At 73.1% G+C, this 18,227-nt stretch carries 21 protein-coding genes and 1 tRNA gene; 12 read left to right on the top strand and 10 right to left on the bottom strand.

All coding sequences use genetic code 11. The annotated features are described in order from the left end of the window. Positions 1-52: 52 nt before the first annotated feature. Together serC and OF852_RS13250 are read left to right on the top strand one after the other, a co-directional pair. Entirely contained in the window at positions 53-1,165 is a 1,113-nt protein-coding gene (gene serC, locus OF852_RS13255; RefSeq protein WP_271119630.1) for a phosphoserine transaminase, read from the top strand. A gap of 9 nt (positions 1,166-1,174) precedes the next feature. Beyond that, positions 1,175-1,414 (top strand): DUF2530 domain-containing protein, encoded by a 240-nt coding sequence (locus OF852_RS13250; protein WP_271119629.1) that lies wholly within the window; start codon positions 1,175-1,177, stop codon positions 1,412-1,414. A gap of 12 nt (positions 1,415-1,426) precedes the next feature. On the opposite strand, the gene OF852_RS13245 is transcribed toward OF852_RS13250, so the two are convergent. Both OF852_RS13245 and OF852_RS13240 read right to left on the bottom strand, forming a co-directional pair. Next, entirely contained in the window at positions 1,427-1,969 is a 543-nt protein-coding gene (locus tag OF852_RS13245; RefSeq protein WP_271119628.1) for a DUF3027 domain-containing protein, read from the bottom strand. Continuing rightward, complete coding sequence (locus tag OF852_RS13240) at positions 1,962-2,342, bottom strand: cold-shock protein (protein WP_271119627.1); 381 nt, start codon at positions 2,340-2,342, stop codon at positions 1,962-1,964. The genes OF852_RS13245 and OF852_RS13240 overlap by 8 nt, the downstream gene beginning before the upstream one ends. 73 nt (positions 2,343-2,415) lie before the next feature. Between OF852_RS13240 and OF852_RS13235 the strand changes: the two genes are divergently transcribed. The 7 genes from OF852_RS13235 (at position 2,416) to OF852_RS13205 (ending at position 9,926) form a co-directional block, all read left to right on the top strand. Then, positions 2,416-2,679 carry a hypothetical protein gene (locus tag OF852_RS13235; RefSeq protein WP_271119626.1) on the top strand — a complete coding sequence of 88 codons (264 nt, stop codon included), beginning with the start codon at positions 2,416-2,418 and terminating at the stop codon, positions 2,677-2,679. Further along, positions 2,666-4,552, top strand: coding sequence for a helicase-associated domain-containing protein (locus tag OF852_RS13230; protein ID WP_271119625.1), 1,887 nt, complete (start codon positions 2,666-2,668; stop codon positions 4,550-4,552). The genes OF852_RS13235 and OF852_RS13230 overlap by 14 nt, the downstream gene beginning before the upstream one ends. A gap of 195 nt (positions 4,553-4,747) precedes the next feature. Then, positions 4,748-6,400: a DNA repair helicase XPB gene (locus OF852_RS13225; protein WP_271119624.1), complete on the top strand. Its 1,653-nt coding sequence runs from the start codon at positions 4,748-4,750 to the stop codon at positions 6,398-6,400. Positions 6,401-6,445: 45 nt separating this feature from the next. Then, positions 6,446-7,039 (top strand): dihydrofolate reductase family protein, encoded by a 594-nt coding sequence (locus tag OF852_RS13220; protein ID WP_271119623.1) that lies wholly within the window; start codon positions 6,446-6,448, stop codon positions 7,037-7,039. Positions 7,040-7,126: 87 nt separating this feature from the next. Then, complete coding sequence (locus OF852_RS13215; RefSeq protein WP_271119622.1) at positions 7,127-7,819, top strand: response regulator transcription factor; 693 nt, start codon at positions 7,127-7,129, stop codon at positions 7,817-7,819. A gap of 12 nt (positions 7,820-7,831) precedes the next feature. Next, a complete protein-coding gene (locus tag OF852_RS13210) occupies positions 7,832-9,625 on the top strand; it encodes a sensor histidine kinase (RefSeq protein ID WP_271121179.1) in 1,794 nt (597 codons plus the stop codon). A gap of 10 nt (positions 9,626-9,635) precedes the next feature. After that, positions 9,636-9,926 carry a WXG100 family type VII secretion target gene (locus OF852_RS13205; RefSeq protein ID WP_271119621.1) on the top strand — a complete coding sequence of 97 codons (291 nt, stop codon included), beginning with the start codon at positions 9,636-9,638 and terminating at the stop codon, positions 9,924-9,926. A 52-nt stretch (positions 9,927-9,978) separates the two neighbouring features. Here the strand turns inward: OF852_RS13205 and OF852_RS13200 are convergent, their stop codons facing one another. The 6 genes from OF852_RS13200 to OF852_RS13175 all read right to left on the bottom strand — a co-directional run bounded on the left by OF852_RS13200 (position 9,979) and on the right by OF852_RS13175 (position 14,868). Further along, positions 9,979-10,536, bottom strand: coding sequence for a hypothetical protein (locus OF852_RS13200; RefSeq protein ID WP_271119620.1), 558 nt, complete (start codon positions 10,534-10,536; stop codon positions 9,979-9,981). Between the two features lie 127 nt (positions 10,537-10,663). Next, positions 10,664-12,283, bottom strand: coding sequence for a chaperonin GroEL (gene groL, locus OF852_RS13195; RefSeq protein ID WP_271119619.1), 1,620 nt, complete (start codon positions 12,281-12,283; stop codon positions 10,664-10,666). A gap of 206 nt (positions 12,284-12,489) precedes the next feature. Further along, entirely contained in the window at positions 12,490-12,693 is a 204-nt protein-coding gene (locus tag OF852_RS13190; RefSeq protein WP_271119618.1) for a cold-shock protein, read from the bottom strand. Between the two features lie 210 nt (positions 12,694-12,903). Beyond that, complete coding sequence (locus OF852_RS13185) at positions 12,904-13,476, bottom strand: LytR C-terminal domain-containing protein (protein WP_271119617.1); 573 nt, start codon at positions 13,474-13,476, stop codon at positions 12,904-12,906. Positions 13,477-13,478: 2 nt separating this feature from the next. Beyond that, the gene (locus tag OF852_RS13180) at positions 13,479-13,796 is read right to left on the bottom strand and encodes a DUF3263 domain-containing protein (protein WP_271119616.1); all 318 of its coding nucleotides are present in this window, start codon (positions 13,794-13,796) and stop codon (positions 13,479-13,481) included. Between the two features lie 91 nt (positions 13,797-13,887). Next, on the bottom strand, positions 13,888-14,868 hold the full coding sequence (locus OF852_RS13175) for a DUF2332 domain-containing protein (protein WP_271119615.1): 981 nt from the start codon (positions 14,866-14,868) through the stop codon (positions 13,888-13,890). Positions 14,869-14,988: 120 nt separating this feature from the next. Between OF852_RS13175 and msrB the strand changes: the two genes are divergently transcribed. Next, positions 14,989-15,387, top strand: coding sequence for a peptide-methionine (R)-S-oxide reductase MsrB (gene msrB / locus OF852_RS13170; RefSeq protein ID WP_271119614.1), 399 nt, complete (start codon positions 14,989-14,991; stop codon positions 15,385-15,387). Further along, positions 15,384-15,947: a nitroreductase family protein gene (locus OF852_RS13165; protein ID WP_271119613.1), complete on the top strand. Its 564-nt coding sequence runs from the start codon at positions 15,384-15,386 to the stop codon at positions 15,945-15,947. Before msrB ends, OF852_RS13165 begins: the two co-directional genes overlap by 4 nt. Here the strand turns inward: OF852_RS13165 and OF852_RS13160 are convergent. Continuing rightward, entirely contained in the window at positions 15,928-16,899 is a 972-nt protein-coding gene (locus tag OF852_RS13160; RefSeq protein WP_271119612.1) for a DMT family transporter, read from the bottom strand. The genes OF852_RS13165 and OF852_RS13160 overlap by 20 nt on opposite strands. A 62-nt stretch (positions 16,900-16,961) precedes the next feature. On the opposite strand from OF852_RS13160, the gene OF852_RS13155 reads away from it, so the two are divergent. Continuing rightward, positions 16,962-17,034, top strand: a tRNA-Thr gene (locus OF852_RS13155). A 104-nt stretch (positions 17,035-17,138) separates the two neighbouring features. Here the strand turns inward: OF852_RS13155 and OF852_RS13150 are convergent. Continuing rightward, positions 17,139-18,104 carry a DsbA family protein gene (locus OF852_RS13150; protein WP_271119611.1) on the bottom strand — a complete coding sequence of 322 codons (966 nt, stop codon included), beginning with the start codon at positions 18,102-18,104 and terminating at the stop codon, positions 17,139-17,141. Positions 18,105-18,227 lie beyond the last annotated feature (123 nt).

Here is an 18,227-nt window from a genome sequence, read left to right as displayed (position 1 = left end):
CAGGCTCCGCCGCCGAGCGGGTCGCGCCGCCGCGCGCCCCTAGACTGCTCGCATGCCGATCGAGATCCCCGGTGACCTCCTGCCCGCCGACGGCCGCTTCGGCTGCGGACCGTCCAAGGTCCGCCCCGAGCAGCTCGACCATCTCGTCGCGAACGCGGCGATCCTCGGCACCTCGCACCGCCAGGCGCCCGTGAAGGACCTCGTCGGCCGCGTGCGCGCCGGCGTCGCCGAGCTCTTCCGGGCTCCGGACGGCTACGAGGTGCTCCTCGGCAACGGCGGCTCGACCGCCTTCTGGGATGCCGCGGCCTTCTCGCTCATCGAGCGCCGCAGCGCGCACCTCTCCTTCGGCGAGTTCGGCTCCAAGTTCGTGAAGTCGGCCTCCGCGCCCTTCCTCGAGACCCCCTGGGTCGCGGAGGCGCCGGGCGGGCAGCGCAGCGTCTTCGAGTCGGACATCGACGCCGACGTCTTCGCCTACCCGCACAACGAGACCTCGACGGGCGTCATGGCGCCGGTGGTCCGCGGCGCGGGCGCCGTCGAGGGCGCGCTCACGGTCGTGGATGCGACGAGCGCGGCCGGCGGGATCGCCGTCGACCTCGCGGAGACGGACGTCTACTACTTCGCCCCCCAGAAGAACCTCGCGAGCGACGGCGGGCTCTGGTTCGCGGTCGTCTCGCCCACGGCGATCGAGCGGATCGAGCGGATCGCCGCATCCGGCCGCTGGATCCCGGAGTTCCTGAGCCTGAAGAACGCGGTCGACAACTCGCGCCTCAACCAGACGCTCAACACCCCGGCGCTCGCCTCCCTCCTCCTCATGGAGGGCCAGCTCGACTGGCTGAACGAGCACGGCGGCCTCGCCTTCGCCGACGCCCGCACGCGCGAGTCCTCCGGCCTCCTCTACGACTGGGCCGAGCGCACCGCCTCCACGAGCCCCTTCGTGGCGGATCCGGCCGACCGCTCGCAGGTCGTCGCGACGATCGACTTCGACGACACGGTGGATGCGGCGGCGCTCGCGAAGGAGCTCCGCGCGAACGGCGTGGTCGACACCGAGCCGTACCGCAAGCTCGGCCGCAACCAGCTCCGCGTCGCGACCTTCGCGGCGATCGAGCCCGACGACGTGCGCCGCCTGATCGCCTCGATCGAGCACGTCCTCGAGGCGAGCGCCTAGGCTTCCCGCATGCGCCTGTGGGTCAAGGAGTCCGAGCGCCGGCCGAGCCCGGCGCCCGTGAAGACGGACGACCGCAAGGTGCTGCTCGTCGGCATCGCGCTGTGGATCGCGGCGCTCGCGGTCATGCTCGTGCTGCTCACCCCGATCCTGGAGGCCGGGCAGATCTGGATGCTGTGGACCTGCGTCGCGGGCCTCGCACTCGGCGTGGTCGGCCTGCTCTCGCTGCTGCTCCGGACCTCGAAGGACTGAAGGCCCGAGCCCTCAGCGGGCGGACTCGTCGTCCGCCTCCGCCGCGGCGTCGTCCGCGTCCTCGTCGGCGTGCTCGATGTCGATGCCGTCGTAGACGTCGTCGCCGTGATCGTGGAGCTCGCCGTCTTCGTCGTCCGAGTCGTCGTCATCCGAGTCCGTATCGTCCGCGTCGTCGTCCTCGTCCGGGGCCTCGTCGTCCGATTCGCCGTCGTCGTCCGCATCCTCATCGCCCTCCGCCGCCGCGGCCTGCGCCGCACGGTACTCCTCGAGGCGCTCCGACCACGGCACCCAGTCGGGCGCGAGCAGCGCGCCGTCGCCGGGGACGAGCTCGGCCTCGAGCACGGTGGGCGCCTCGCCCGAGAGCTCCGCGACGCTGACCGTCCAGCGCCAGCCCGGGTAGCCGAGCATGGTCGACGCGAAGCGCAGGGTGAGCACGCGCTCGTCCTCGCGCTCCTCGCCGAGGAAGTCGCCGATGGTCGACGCGGGCGTGATCTCGAGCAGCGCCGCGCGGGCGACGTCCTCCCGCGATCCGGCGTCGGACACGGGCTCAGGCATCGAGGTCGTCGGCGACGCGCCGCAGCACGGCCGCGATCTTCGCGCCGTGCGCGCGGTCGGGGTAGCGTCCGCGGCGGAGGCCGGAGCCGATCCCGTCGAGGAGCTTCACGAGGTCCTCGATGACGACGGCCATGTCGTCGGCGCTGCGGCGGTTGATCTTCGAGAGCGGGGTCGGGGCGTCGAGCACGCGCACGGAGAGCGCCTGCGCGCCGCGCTTGCCGTCGGCGATGCCGAACTCGAGGCGGCTGCCGCTGCGCACGGTGGCGCCGGCGGGGAGCGCCGAGGCGTGGAGGAAGACCTCCGAGCCGTCGTCGGAGGCGATGAAGCCGAAGCCCTTCTCCTCGTCGTAGAACTTGACCTTGCCGGTCGGCATGGGCGGAACCTCTCCTCGTCGGGCCTGTCGGCCGCGACATCCTCGCCCCCCGAAGGGGCCGTATCCTTGACGGGTGGCAGATGACACCCCGGTGAGCGCCAATCGTATCGAACGAGTGCTGGCGTACATGATCGTGTCGGTCGTGGCGATCTCGCTGGCCTGCTTCGTCGCGACCATGGTCGGCACCTTCACGGATGCGGAGTTCGGCGAGGGCATCTGGCCCGCCGTCTTCATCCTCCCCGGCATCGGCCTGCCGATCGCCTTCGTCCTCATCATCGTCCTGCTCGTCGTCAGCATCGTGCGGCGCCGCCGGGAAGCCGGGGATGCCGAGCGGTAGCAGCTCGGCGCTCGCGCTCGCGGCCCGGCTGCGCGCGCTCGACGACGACGCCCTCCGCGCGCTCATCGAGTCGCGGCGGCTGCGCTCGGCCGGCATCCGCGACTGGTTCGACCTCGCGGAGGCGCTGCTCGAGCGCGCGGGCGTGCAGTCGGCGCTCGAGCGCCTCGATCGCCGCACGCTCGCGGTGCTCGGGGCCGCGGCCGAGCACTCCTCGGGCCGCGGCGGCGCGGCGACCGCCCGCGAGCTCGCCGAGCGCGTCGGCAGCGACGACCTCGCCGCGGTGCGCGCGGCGGCGCGGGTCGCGGTGGATGCCGCCCTCCTCGGCGAGGAGTCGGGCCGCTTCGCCCCGTGGGATGCGGTGATCGAGCAGCTCGCCGCCTGGCCCTCCTTCGGCCTCCCCGCCCTCGACGAGCTGCTCTGGCGCCCGCCGCCGGCGATGCTCGACGCGGTCGCGGAGCCCGACGAGCGCGCCGAGCGCGGTGCCGGCGAGCGGGCCTTCCACACGGCGAGCGCCGCGACGGATCTCGTGCTCGAGCTGCGCCGTGAGCCCGGCCGCCGCCTCGCGAAGGGCGGGCTCGCCCTCCCGGATGCCCGCCGCATCGCCGCGGCCGCCGCGATCGAGGCGGACGACGTGCCGGTCCTGCTCGAGCTCGCGGCGCGTGCGGGTATCGCGAGCGGCGCCCCCGAGGCCTGGGTCGCGGGCGCCGAGGCGGACGCCTGGCTCGACGGGGACGCCGTGGCCCGCTGGGCGAGGCTGGCCGAGGCCTGGCTCGAGCGCCTCCCCGACGACGTGCGCGAGCTCCTCTCCGCGCGCCGCCACAGCCGCTGGGGCGACACGCTCCGCGAGTGGATCGACTGGTCCTACCCGGCGGGCGGCGCGTGGATGCAGGAGCGCGTCGAGACGGCGACGCGCGAGGCCGAGCTGCTGGGCCTCGTCGCCGAGGGGCTGCCCTCCGGGGTGGCGCGCGTGCTGCTCGAGGAGGGCGCGGCGGCGGCCGGCGAGGCGATCCGCCCGCGCTTCCCCGCCGAGGTCGACCGGGTCTACCTCCAGCACGACCTCACCGTGATCTCCCCCGGCCCCCTCCAGGCGCGGCTGGATGCGCGGCTCCGCCAGATCGCGGACGCCGAGGGGCGGGGCCTCGCCTCGAGCTACCGCGTCACCGCCGCGAGCCTCTCGCGCGCGCTCGCCGAGGGCTGGACGGCAGAGGGCATCCGCGCCTTCATGGAGGAGCTCTCGCTCACGGGCGTCCCGCAGCCGCTCGACTACCTGCTGCGCGACACCGCCGGGCGCTTCGGCAGCCTCCGGGTCAGCGCGCTCCCCCTCGACTCGGCCGAGCGGGAGGGCGGGATGCGGACGGCCGTCCGCGCCGAGGAGCCGGCGCTCATCGACCAGCTCGCGGTCGACCAGGCGCTCGGGCCGATCGGGCTGCGCCGGACGGGACCGCACCGGCTGCTGAGCCGCGTCGATCCCGCCGTCGTGTTCTGGAGCCTCGTGGATGCGCGCTACCCGGCGATCGCGGAGGACGAGGAGGGCCGCATCGTGCAGCTGCGCCGCGACCGCCGCCGCGCGGAGGAGCCGGCGCCGGCGCCCTCGGCCGCGGAGGTCCTCGTCGCGCGGCTGCGCGAGTCGACGGGCGCCGAGTCGGGCGATCAGACGAGCGGCGAGGCCTGGATCGCGCGGCAGCTGGAGCTCGCGGCGAAGAGCCGCACGATCGTCGCGGTGACGGTGCGGATGCCGGACGGCGGCGAGGTGGAGCTGCGGCTCGAGCCGTCGAGCGTCGCGGGCGGGCGCCTGCGCGGCCGGGATGCGCGCGCGGACCTCGAGCGGACCCTGCCGCTCTCCTCGATCACCGCGGTCGCCACGCTCGACTGACGGCCTCCCGTCCAGCGGTCTCGCCTCCAGCGCCCCCACCGTGCCCGAACAGCCGCGAGTGCGCGCGAACTTCTGACCGCGCTCGCGGCTGTTCGGGCACCTTCGGCGTCGGGACGAGACCGGCGAGACGCGCCCCCAGCGCCCGCACACCCGCCCCGCCTAGGCTTGTGCGGTTCCCCACCCGGAAGGACACCCGTGAACGGACCGCTGATCGTCCAGAGCGACCGCACCGTGCTGCTCGAGGTCGCGCACCCGCAGGCGGAGGAGGCGCGACACGAGCTCGCCGTCTTCGCCGAGCTCGAGCGGGCGCCCGAGCACGTGCACACCTACCGGATCACGCGCCTGGGGCTCTGGAACGCCCGCGCGGCCGGCCACACGGCCGAGCAGATGCTCCGCACGCTCGACGACTACGCGAAGTTCCCGGTCCCGCAGACGGTCTCGGTCGACATCGAGGAGACGGTGGCCCGCTACGGTCGCCTCGTCATCAGCCGCGAGGCGGGCGAGGGCGACGAGCCCGGCGAGCTGCTCATCAGCTCGACCGACCCGGCGGTGCTCGCCGAGATCACCCGCAGCTCGAAGCTGGGGCCGCTCCTCGGCATCCGCCGCTCCTCGACCGAGTGGACGCTGCAGCCGTGGGCGCGCGGCCAGGTCAAGCAGGAGCTCCTGAAGCTCGGCTGGCCCGCGGAGGACACGGCCGGCTACACGCCCGGCACCGCCCACCCGATCGACCTCGAGGAGGAGGGCTGGTCGCTGCGGCCGTACCAGCAGGCCGCGGTCGAGAACTTCTTCGCGCACGGCTCGGGCGTCGTCGTGCTCCCCTGCGGCGCGGGCAAGACGATCGTCGGCGCGGGCGCCATGGCCGAGGCCTCGACGAACACCCTCATCCTCGTGACGAACGCGGTGAGCGCGCGCCAGTGGCGGGCCGAGCTCCTCAAGCGCACGACGCTCACCGAGGATGAGATCGGCGAGTACTCGGGTCAGGTGAAGGAGATCAGGCCGGTCACGATCGCGACCTACCAGATCCTCACCTCGCGCCGGAAGGGCGAGTACACGCACCTCGCGCTGCTCGACGCCCTCGACTGGGGCCTCATCGTCTACGACGAGGTCCATCTGCTGCCGGCGCCCGTCTTCAAGCTGACGGCCGACCTCCAGGCCCGCCGCCGGCTCGGCCTCACGGCGACGCTCGTGCGCGAGGACGGCCGCGAGTCGGACGTCTTCTCCCTGATCGGCCCGAAGCGCTTCGATGCGCCGTGGAAGGAGATCGAGGCGCAGGGCTACATCTCGCCCGCCGCCTGCTACGAGGTGCGGATCGACCTGCCCGCGAGCGAGCGGCTCGAGTACGCGGCGAGCGCCGACGACGAGCGCTACCGCCTCGCCGCGACCGCGCCCGCGAAGCTCGGCGTCGTGCGGGATCTCGTCTCCAGGCACGAGGGCGAGCGCATCCTCGTGATCGGCCAGTACCTCGACCAGATCGAGGAGCTGGCCGAGGCCCTGGATGCGCCCCAGCTGACCGGCGCGACGCCGGTCGACGAGCGCGAGCGGCTGTACCAGTCGTTCCGCGAGGGCGAGACGAAGGTGCTCGTCGTCTCCAAGGTGGCGAACTTCTCGGTCGACCTGCCGGAGGCGACGGTCGCCATCCAGGTCTCGGGCTCCTTCGGCTCCCGGCAGGAGGAGGCGCAGCGTCTCGGGCGCCTGCTCCGCCCGAAGGAGTCGGGGCTCCCGGCGAGCTTCTACACGCTCGTGGCGCGCGACACCGTCGACCAGGACTTCGCGCAGAACCGTCAGCGCTTCCTCGCCGAGCAGGGCTACGCCTACACGATCCTCGACGCGCACGACCTCGCCGCCTGAGCGGCATCCTCGACGCGCGGGCCCGACGGGGCTAGCGTGACCCGCATGTCCCCGGTGTACGCGACGATGTCCCTCTCGCTCGACGGCTACGGCGCGGGGCCCGGGCAGACCGAGGAGTCGCCCATGGGCGACATCCCGGGCATGGCCCTCCACCGCTGGATGTTCGAGACACCCGAGGAGAACACCGAGGAGCAGGCGCGCATCCTCGCGGGCGGCGCCTACATCATGGGCTGGAACATGTTCGGGCCGGTGCGCGGCGCGTGGTCGGGCGACTGGCAGGGCTGGTGGGGCCCCGAGCCGCCGTACCACGCGCCCGTGTTCGTCCTCACGCATCACGAGCGCGAGCCGCTCGCGCTCGGCGACACGACCTTCCACTTCGTCACGGACGGCATCCACGCGGCGCTCGAGCGGGCGCGGGATGCGGCGGGCGAGCGCCCGGTGCACATCGCCGGCGGCCCCGCGACGACGAACCAGTATCTGCGCGCGGGGCTCGTCGACGAGCTGCACCTGCAGATCGCGCCGTACCTGCTCGGCTCGGGCGAGCGGCTCTTCGAGGGCGTCGAGCCGCAGCAGCTCGAGCTGATCGACATCCGCCCGGTCTCGCTGACGACGCACGTCCGCTACCGGGTCGTGCGCTGAGGGCTGTCCGACCGCCGCCCCACCGCCGTCCCACGGCATCCGCACGGCTCCCAGGAAAGCTCCAGCGAACCTGCAGATACTGGGTCCATGACCGACGGACCCAAGATCCTCATCGTCGACGACGAGCCCAACATCCGCGACCTGCTCACCACGAGCCTCCGCTTCGCCGGCTTCGCCGTCCGCGCGGTCTCGAACGGCGCCCAGGCCATCTCGGCGGTCCTCGAGGAGGAGCCGGACCTCATCATCCTCGACGTCATGCTCCCCGACATGAACGGCTTCGGCGTCACGAAGCGCCTCCGCGCCTCCGGCTACACCGCGCCCATCCTCTTCCTCACCGCGAAGGACGACACCGAGGACAAGATCACGGGCCTCACCGTCGGCGGCGACGACTACGTCACGAAGCCCTTCTCGCTCGACGAGATCGTCGCGCGCATCAAGGCGATCCTCCGCCGCACCATGCACGACGAGGAGGACGCGGTCATCCGGGTCGGCGAGCTCACCATGGATCAGGACACGCACGAGGTCACCGTCGGCGACATCGCCGTCGAGCTCTCCCCCACCGAGTTCAAGCTGCTGCGCTACCTCATGCTCAACCCGAACCGCGTGCTCTCGAAGGCCCAGATCCTCGACCACGTCTGGGAGTACGACTTCAACGGCGACGCCGGCATCGTCGAGTCCTACATCTCGTATCTGCGACGCAAGCTCGACACCCACTCGGCCGAGCCCATGATCCAGACCAAGCGCGGTTTCGGCTACATGCTCAAGGCGGCCAAGGCGTAGCTCTTGGCCACCATGCACTCGTCGTTCGACCGCTGGTGGAACGGCATCTCCCTCCGCACCAAGATCACCGGGGTCACGGTCCTCCTCCTGACCTTCGGGCTCACGGTGGCGGGCGTCGGCACGATGAACGTGCTGCGGGCCTATCTGCTGAGCCAGAAGGACGAGGAGATCAAGAGCACCTATCAGGAGCTCGCGGAGCGCTACGGCGACGGCCAGCAGCTCGATCTCGGCGGCACGAACACCTTCGGCGACGAGGAGCGATCCTCGAGCCTCAACCCGTACTACCTCGCCGCGATCGGCAGCGACGGGGTCCGCGAGAACGACAACCTCCCGCGCGGGCAGGAGAGCCTCGCGCCCGACATCCGCCGACTCGACGTGGAGGGCGTCCTCGGCCGCCCGGGCGGCTTCACGCTGCTCTCGGAGGACCGCTCGATCGAGTGGCGGCTCATGGCCTACCCGCTCAAGATCACCGACTCGACGACGGGATCGGCCGAGGTCGGCGTCCTGCTGGTCGGGGCGTCGCTGCGGGGCACCGAGAACACGATCGGCAACTTCGCGATCATCTTCTTCGGCTTCGCGCTCGCGGTCGTGGTGCTCGGCGCGGCCATGACGCAGCTGCTCGTGACGAGCACCTTCTCGCCCCTGCGCGATGTCGAGCGCACGGCGGCGCGCTTCGCGGCGGGCGACTACAGCCAGCGCCTCGGCGGCGCGACGCCCAACACCGAGGTCGGACGGCTCAACCGCTCGCTCAACACCATGCTCGCGCGCATCGACCGCGCCTTCGCGGATCGCGCGCGCTCGATCGACCAGATGCGCCGCTTCATCGGCGACGCGAGCCACGAGCTCCGCACCCCCCTCGTGTCGCTCCGCGGCTACGCCGAGCTGTACCGGATGGGCGCCATCCAGAAGCCCGAGGACGTCGCGCAGGCGATGGACCGCATCGAGCGCGAGGCGATCCGCATGGGCGGGCTCGTCGAGGACCTGCTCGAGCTCGCCCGGCTCGACGAGGCGAAGGAGCCGGATCTCGCGCCCGTCGACCTCCTCCCGATCGCACAGGACGCGGCACTGGATGCGAGCGCCTCGAACAAGGACCGCGTCATCACGGTGGTGGTCCCCCGCGACGAGCTGCGGCTCGAGTCGGAGGTCATCACGATCTCGGACGGCGAGCCCAACCCGATCGATCTGCCGCTGCCGGAGAACGCGACCGCGGCGACCGGCGCGACCGCGGCCACGGGAGCCGCAGGGGCGACCGGCGCCGCGCGCGCCTTCGCCGGGGCGACCTGGGCCCGTCTGCGCGGCCGTCGCCGTCCGCGCGCCTCCTCGGCCTCGGGCGGCGAGATGCTGCCGAGCTCGCCGCGGACGCGCCTGCCCGACGCCGGGCCGGTCGTCCTCGCCGACGAGAACAAGATCCGCCAGGTCGTGACGAACCTCATCACGAACGCCACCCGGTACACGGCACCCGGGACGCCCATCGAGCTGGAGGTCGACGTCGACACCGAGGCGGGCTTCGGCGCGATCTCGATCGTCGACCACGGCGAGGGGATCCCGCCCCAGCTGCGCGAGAAGATCTTCCAGCGCTTCTGGCGGGCCGACACCTCGCGCACCCGCGACACGGGCGGCTCGGGTCTCGGGCTCGCGATCGTGGCGGGCATCGTGCAGAACCACCACGGTCACGTCGAGGTGCTCGAGACGCCGGGCGGCGGTGCCACCTTCCGGGTCAGCCTGCCTCTCGTCCCCAGCGCCGATCCGCCGGATCCCTCCACGGATGCGGACGACTCGGCCCCCGAGGAGGCCCCGCGTCCCTAGCGTGTCCGGCATGACCAGATACCAGGTGGACAGTGAGGCGGTCGTCCAGGCGACCGCGACGGCCCAGGCCACGATCGGCCGCATCCAGCAGGAGGTGGGCGGCCTGCACGGCCAGCTCAGCGATCTCCAGTCGTCATGGACGGGGGATGCCTCCGCGGCGTTCCAGGCGATCCTCGCCGACTGGACGGCGACGCAGCGGCGCGTGGAGGAGTCGCTCTCGGGGATCGCGACCGCGCTCGGCAGCGCCGGGCGTCAGTACGCGGAGGTCGAGCAGCACAACGCTCGGCTCTTCCTCGCCTGACCGCGGCGCGGCGCGGGCGCCTGGAGAGGGGCGCCCGCGCCGTCCGTCGCCCCTACTCGGCCGGGATCGGGTCCTTCGGCATCCAGTACAGCCCGTCGAGCTGCTCCTGCACGAGCCCGAACTCGATCTCCGTGAACATCTCGTTGCCGGCCAGGATCCAGTTCGGCCCGACGAGGAACGGCCGCCCCCCGGCACCCGACTTCGCCTCCTCGAGCACGCTGTTGCGCTCGGCCGCGCTCTCGTAGAGCGAGAGGCCCCAGATGTCGCCGCTGCACCAGCCGCTCGCGCTCGCGGCCGGGATCTCGTCGACCTGCTCGAACACGCCGCAGTCGACCCCGGTCGCCGCCGCGACATCCTTCTTGAAGGCGTCGATCGAGGTGTAGCGCGTGCCGGAGACCTTCTCGCCGGGCTCGCTCGTGGCGCTCACGGTCGGCTCGGGCGCCGGCGACGCCGAATCGGAGGGCGTCGCGGTCGGCGCCGGCATGGGCTCGGGCGCCTCCGGCGTGCAGCCGGCGAGCGCGAGGCCCGCGGCGCCGAGCAGCGCCGCGAGCGCGAGCGCCGGGCGCGGCATCCCCGTGCCGCGCGCGGCGCGCATGGTGGCGTTCCTCATGATGGCGTCCCCCTCCTGTGCCGGTTCTCGAGCCTTGCAAAGCCGCCCCGGCAAGCGCAAGGGGCCCCATCCGCATTCGGATGGGGCCCCAGGCTTCAGCAGACCGAGACGGCCGCCGACGGGTGGATCAGAAGTCCATGCCGCCGGTGGGGTCGCCGGCCGGGGCCGGGTTCTTCTCGGGCTTGTCGGCGACGACGGCCTCGGTGGTGAGGAAGAGGCCGGCGATCGAGGCCGCGTTGAGCAGCGCCGAGCGGGTCACCTTCACCGGGTCGTTGATGCCCGCGGCGAGCATGTCGACGTACTCCCCGGTCGCGGCGTTGAGGCCCTGGCCGACGGGGAGGTTGCGGACCTTGTCGACGACGACACCCGGCTCGAGACCGGCGTTGAGCGCGATCTGCTTGAGCGGCGCGTCGATCGCGACCTTGACGATGTTCGCGCCCGTCGCCTCGTCGCCCGAGAGCTCGATGGAGTCGAAGGCCTTGGCACCGGCCTGGATGAGGGCCACGCCGCCACCGGCGACGATGCCCTCCTCGACGGCCGCCTTCGCGTTGCGGACGGCGTCCTCGATGCGGTGCTTGCGCTCCTTGAGCTCGACCTCGGTCGCGGCGCCCGCCTTGATGACGGCGACGCCGCCCGCGAGCTTCGCGAGGCGCTCCTGGAGCTTCTCGCGGTCGTAGTCCGAGTCGGTGTTGTCGATCTCGGCGCGGATCTGCTTGACGCGGCCGGCGATCGCGTCCGCCGAGCCGGCGCCCTCGACGATCGTGGTCTCGTCCTTCGTGACGATGACCTTGCGCGCCTTGCCGAGCAGGTCGAGGGTCGCGTTCTCGAGCTTGAGGCCGACCTCCTCGGAGATGACCTGGCCGCCGGTGAGGATCGCGATGTCCGCGAGCTGCGCCTTGCGGCGGTCGCCGAAGCCGGGGGCCTTGACGGCGACCGACTTGAAGATGCCGCGGATCTTGTTCACGACGAGCGTCGCGAGCGCCTCGCCGTCGACGTCCTCCGCGATGATGAGGAGCTGCTTGCCGTCCTGGATGACCTTGTCGACGACGGGGAGCAGGTCCTTGATCGCCGAGATCTTCGAGTTGACGATGAGGATGTACGGGTCCTCGAAGACCGCCTCCTGGCGCTCCGGGTCCGTGACGAAGTACTGCGACAGGTAGCCCTTGTCGAAGCGCATGCCCTCGGTGAGCTCGAGCGTCGTGCCGAAGGTGTTCGACTCCTCGACGGTGACGACGCCCTCCTTGCCGACCTTGTCGATCGCCTCGGCGATGAGCTCGCCGATCTCCGGGTCCGCCGCCGAGATGGAGGCGGTCGCCGCGATCTCGTCCTTGGTCTCGATCTCCTTGGCCTGCCCGACGAGCTCGGTCTCGACGGCCTTGACGGCCTTCTCGATGCCGCGCTTGAGGCTGACGGGGTCGGCGCCGGCGGCGACGTTGCGGAGGCCCTCGCGCACGAGCGCCTGAGCGAGCACGACGGAGGTGGTGGTGCCGTCGCCCGCGACGTCGTCGGTCTTCTTGGCGACCTCCTTGACGAGCTCGGCGCCGATCTTCTCGTACGGGTCGTCGAGCTCGATCTCCTTGGCGATGGAGACGCCGTCGTTCGTGATGGTGGGGGCGCCCCACTTCTTCTCGAGCACGACGTTGCGGCCGCGCGGGCCGAGGGTCACCTTGACGGCGTCGGCGAGCGTGTTGAGGCCGCGCTCGAGGCCGCGACGGGCCTCCTCGTTGAAAGCAATGATCTTGGCCATTGGTTGTTCTCGTCCCTCCCGGACGTCCAGAGCATCGATTGGCACTCCGCATCCGGGAGTGCCAGGAGCCATTCTGGCACTCGCCCAGAGCGAGTGCAAGCCGCCCGGGGGCGGCCCGCCGGACGCACGACGACGCCGCCCGATCACTCGGACGGCGTCGTGATCGACGTGCCGCGACCAGCCCGCGAAGGCCGCCGCGGACCGGCTCAGGCCGGGCGGACGGCCTCCGCCTGCGGGCCCTTCGAGCCCGTGCCGACCTCGAAGACGACCGCCTGGCCCTCCTCGAGGACCTTGTAGCCCGTCATGTCGATCGCGGAGTAGTGGACGAAGACATCCTGCCCGTCGCCGTCGACGGTGATGAATCCGTAGCCCTTCTCCGCGTTGAACCACTTCACGGTCCCGTTCGCCATGTGCAACTCCCTGTGCTGTGCTCGCCGGACCGAGGGTGAGGCCCGCCGCGGGCCCTGGGTGCGGGCCCGTCATTGCGCTGATCGTAGCCCGACCACGTGCCGCGAAACGTCACAGATCGGGCAAGATCCGGCGGGATGCCGAGAAATCAACACGAATGAAACATGCCCGAAACACGGGCCGGGCTCGACGCCCGCTCGCGGGGTGCCCGCTCAGCCGGCCGGCGCGTAGTCGGCGCCCACGACGATCGTCACGGGGGCACCCGGGAAGGCGTCGGAGAGCTGCGTGCGGCCGACGCCGAGCTGCTCGACGAGCCCCTTCGCCACGCCCTCGTAGTCCGCGGAGCGGTAGTAGACGATCGTCTCCGCCTGGTCGGTGCTCGAGGAGTTCGCGGTCGAGCCGATCGGCCACTTCTCGGCGCGGAGGGCGTCGGCGGCCTCGTCCTGGAGGCCGCCGGTGGCCGTCCCGTTGAGCACGAGGATCGAGAGGTCGAGCTCGTCGGGCACCTCGGCCGGGTCCGTGATCGCCGGGACCTCCGGCGCCTGGGAGACGCTGGGCTCGGGCGCCGCCGGCTCGCCCTGGCCGAAGCCGGGGAGCTCGAGCGCGAAGTTCTCGTCGAAGCGCGAGAGGCCGTAGAGGCCGCCCACCACGAGGACGCCCGTCGCGAGCGCGGCCCAGGCGAAGCCGATCCATCCGCGGCCGGGGGGCTTGGGCGCCCGATGGGCGCCGACGCGCGCGTGCTCGGGGCTCGGCTCGTCGAACTGGTCTCGCGGGAAGCTCGGCATGCTCAGTGGGTGTCGTCCTGGTCGGTGGATCGGCCGCCGCCGAAGCGGCGCACCGCCCGCGCCTGCGTCCGCGCCTCGCGGATCCGCTGGAGGCGCCGCACGAGCATCGGGTCATGGGCGAGCGCTGCCGGGGTGTCGATCAGCGCGTACAGGAGCTGATAGTACCTGGGCGCGGTGAGGCCCAGCTCCGCGCGGACGGCGGCCTCCTTCGCGCCGCGGCGCTCGACCCAGCGGCGCTCGAAGTCGAGGAGGGCGATGGCGCGCTCGTCGAGCCCCTCGGCCTGGGCGGCCGCGGGCGCGGTCTCGGGCGCAGCGCTCACGTGAGTCCTCCGGTCTGCCGCGATCCTAGGCCCGTCGACGCGGGCCGGGCGGGCGCGCGGCGGCGCGTCGCGCGGGACGCCCGACCCCGGCTCAGCTCAGCCAGGAGATCCGGTCGCCGTGCGGGCTCGCGCAGGCCAGCGGGATGCCGTCGAGCGCGAGCAGGTAGCCGCTCGGCTCCGGGCAGTCGAGCGCCGCGGCGCGCGTCGCGACCTCCGGCAGCACCCCGCGGCCCTCGAGCGTCACGAGCCGCGCTCCGCGCTCGCGCGCGATCCGCACCACCGCCTCCCGATCCGCCGGCGGGAGGTAGACGAGCGTCCCGAGCGAGACCACGACCGGCACGGCGCCCGCGGGCGCCTCGTCGAGGAGCGCCGGCAGCGCGGCGAGGGCGTCTCCCTCCCGGAGGGCGACCGCGACCTCGCCGCTCGTGCGCGCATCCCGCGCCGTCCCGATGGCGGCGCGGAGCCGGCCGAGCCGATCGGCGCGGTCGGGCGGCAGCAGCGCCTCGAGCCAGCGCCGGTCATCCTGGTCGGCGACGTCGAGCGGGTGAAGGTCGACGCCGGCGCGATGCACGATGCGGGGCGAAGCGAGCGGCGCCCGCCCGACCCCCGTCGTCGTGCAGTCGAGGCGCGGCTCGCCCGGCCCGAGCGGGGCCGCGCCGTCGAAGCGGATGCCGTAGCGGTCGGGCAGCAGGCACAGCCCCGCCGAGGCGCCGATCTCGAGGAGCGCGAGATCCCCCGGGATGCGGTCGAGCGCGGCGAGGAGCGGTGCGCAGCGCATGACCTCGTTCGTCTGGGTCGTGCGCCCCGGCGCCGCCGCCTCGAGCCGCGGCCACGCCTCGAGCAGCCAGTCGCGGAACGCCGGGTAGTCGGCGCCGCCGGGCGCCCCCAGCCAGCCCGCGAGCGAGAAGAGGAGGGAGGGCTGCCGCTGCGGCAGCGGGAGCCGCTCGATCCGCTCGAGCACCTCGGCATCCCCCGCGACGCCCGCCGCCCAGGCGACGTGCACGGCGCTGTGCCCGAGGAGATCGCGGGTGGCGGCGCGCTCGTACCAGGCGGCGGTGCGGGGATCCGGCATGCCGTCATCCTCTCCCGCCCGGCGTCGCACGACGTCACGCGCCGCCGCCCGCTCGGAACAATGCGGGCGGCGCGGTGTTGAATAGATCGGGACTTCCGTCCGAGATCCGAGGAGGACGACATGGGCTACGACGTCGAGAAGAGCGACGAGCAGTGGCGTGAGGAGCTCACGCCCGAGCAGTACAAGGTGCTCCGCGAGGCCGGCACCGAGCGCGCCTGGACGGGCGAGCTCCTCGACGAGGCGCGCGCCGGGCTCTACACCTGTGCGGCGTGCGACGCGGAGCTCTTCAAGAGCGGCACGAAGTTCGACTCCGGCTGCGGCTGGCCGAGCTTCTACGACTCCGTCGACCCGGAGGCGGTCCAGCTCATCGAGGACCGCTCCCTCGGCATGGTGCGCACCGAGGTCCGCTGCGCGCGGTGCGGCTCCCACCTCGGCCACGTCTTCGACGACGGCTTCGGCACGCCCACCGGCCTCCGCTACTGCATGAACTCGCTCTCCCTCGGCTTCCAGGCCGAATGAGCCGCGAGCCCCGCCCCGCGGCGGCGGCCATGCTGCGGCGCCGCTCGCAGTCCTCGGTGACCGAGGAGGCCCCCGGCCGCAAGGAGCTCCTCCGCCTCATCGAGGCGGCGGGCTCCGTCGCCGACCACTCGGCGCTGCACCCATGGCGCATCATCGAGCTGCGCGGCAAGGCGCGCCGCCGGCTCGGCGAGGCGCTCGCGGAGGCCGAGGGCGGCGCCGGGAATGCCGTGGAGAAGCAGGTGCGCAAGGCCCGCCGCGCGCCCCTCGTCCTCGCGATCGTCTTCTCCCCCAAGCCGAGCCGCAAGGTGCCCGACTGGGAGCAGGAGGCCGTCGCCTCCGGCGTCGCGCACGCGCTGAGCCTCGTCCTCGACGAGGCCGGCTGGGGCGTGTTCTGGCGCACCGGCCTCCAGACCCGCAGCCGTCCCGTGCACCGCGCGCACCGGCTCGAGCCGCAGGAGGAGCTCCTCGGCTGGCTCTACGTCGGCGGCCGGGGCGAGCGCCAGGCGAGAGCGCGCAAGCCGATCCGCGCGGCGCGCTTCCTCAGCCGCCTGACGGGCTGACGCCGCGCCCCAGCCGTCGGCTCGGGATCGCGGCGATCGCGACCGCGACGAGGGTGAGCGCCGTGCCGAGGATCGTCGAGCCCGCGACCTCGTGCCCCGGCGAGGGCGCCAGAAGGTCGAGGCCGACCGAGGCGACGAGCTGCCCCGCGACGGTCGCGAGCCCCATGAGGAGCACCCCGGTGATCCGCACGATGATCGTCGCGCCGCCGATGAAGACGATGCCGATCGGACCGCCGAGGTAGAGCCAGAACTCGGCCGGCGGCGTCAGCTCGGGCCGCACGACGAGCGCGTGCCCGAGCGCGAGGACGGCGAGCACGCCCGAGCCGACGAGGAAGTTGATGAAGGTCGCCGTCAGCGCGCTCGACGCGACCACCCGGACCTGCCCGTTGACCGCCTGCTGGTACCCGATCCCGAGGCCGGCGACGAAGGGCATGACGAGCGCCCAGAGCGGCGCGTCGCCGTCGATGCGGGCCGAGACCGCCCAGCCGACGGCGGCGAGCGCGAGCACGCTGCCGGCGAGGCGCGTGACGGTGATCGGCTTCGGGTGCATCGTGCCGAGACCCCGCGCATCGATGACCGCCGCGCTGATCGTCTGGCCGACGACCGTCGCGACCGTGAACAGCGCGACGCCGAGCAGCGCCGCCGTCAGCCCCTGCGAGAGCACGAGGAAGGCGCCGGCTGCGCCGCCGAGCACCAGCCACCAGGGGATGCGGCGCTCGGCGAGCGCGGACCGCACCTCGCGGAAGCCCCGCCTCCCCGCCGGCCGCAGCAGCATCCCGATCGTCAGCAGCAGGAAGCCGCCGCCGAAGGAGATGAGCGCCGCGAGGAAGCCGTCGCCGAGCCGGAGTCCGAGCTCGCCGTTGAGCCGGGACTGCAGCGCCACGAGGGTGCCCGCCGCGAACGCCGCGGCCGTGGCGAGGGCGACGACGGGGCGCGGGTGGACGGCGTTCATGAGCGCAGACCACGCTAGTCGCCCGCGGGGAGTGCCGCCGACCGCCAGTAGACTCGGCCCGCGCCTCCTTAGCTCAGCTGGTAGAGCAACGCTCTTGTAAAGCGTAGGTCGCCGGTTCGAACCCGGCAGGAGGCTCTTCCCCCTCGCGCGAGAGACATGTCTCGCGCGCCCCGGACGGCGGCATTCGGCTGTCCCTCGGGCACTCCGGGTGTCCGCGGGCCGGCGGCGCGCCGCGCGGCTCAGCCGCCGGAGGACGGCGACGGGGACGGCGAGGGGAGCTGGCTCTCGATGAAGGTGTCGCCCGCGGTCCGCACGATGAACTGCGTGAACTCGGCCGGATCCTCGTCGGCGACGTAGGGGTACGGCGTCCCGTTCACGAGCACGACCGGCGTCTCCGTGATCCCCTCGACCGCGGAGCCGGGGATGGGGCCGTCCTGCGCGCGCTTCGTCGCGGCCTGCACCCAGCCGCGGAACCGCATCGACTCGATGCAGGTGCTCACGAGGCTCGTCGAGGCGCCCGCCTGCTGGGCGCGGCTGATGAGCTCCTCGTCGCCGAAGCCCGGCTGCCCCTCGACCGGCTGCTCGGCGAGCATGATCCGGTTGAAGGCGAAGAAGCTGTCGGGCGAGAACTCCGCGACGCACGCCGCGGCGTTCGCGGCGCGCGAGGAGTACTGCGTGCCCGCCGAGCGGCCCGAGAGCAGCGCGAGCGGGTGGATCTCGACGGTCGCGGCGCCCGAGGACACGAGCGACTCGATCTGGTCGCCGTTGACGGACTCGAAGGTGCCGGAGCCCGCGCTGAGGTAGTCGACGTAGAGGCGGATGTGCGCGACCTCGGGCGCGGCCGTCTCGATCGGCTGGGGCGCCTCGCCGGGCCCGATGCCGGGGGTCTTCACCGCCGCGAGCTCCGGCCCGATGAGGATGCCGTCGCTCTGCATGTTCTGCGGCCCGCGAGCGGCGGGCTGCGCCCAGGTGAGGAGCACGAAGGCGATGCCGCCCAGGACGACGAGGATGCCGCCGATGACGCCGCCGCGGAGCAGCCAGCGGTTGCGACGGTCCTTCTTCTGCTGCAGCGCCCGCAGCTCGCTCGCCCGCGCCCGGGCGGCGTGGCGGGTCGTCGTCGACTCGACGGGCCCGGGCCCGGTCGCATCCGCAGGCTCCAGCGCCCCCTCGGACGGCTCCGGGCGCGCGTCGCTCGCGTCGGTCATGATGGGCCAGCCTACCGGCTCGACTCCGCCTCCCTGGACGCGCGTCCGGGGGACAGTGGCATAATGACCGCAAGGCGGTCGACGACGCTCGCCCCGGGCGCTCACCGCGTCCATCCATTCACA

The organism is Homoserinibacter sp. YIM 151385, from assembly GCF_027912415.1.
In the GTDB taxonomy this organism is placed as follows: Bacteria; Actinomycetota; Actinomycetes; order Actinomycetales; family Microbacteriaceae; genus Schumannella.
Note: the sequence above shows the minus strand (reverse complement) of the source record. Positions and strands in the feature narration are given on the sequence as shown.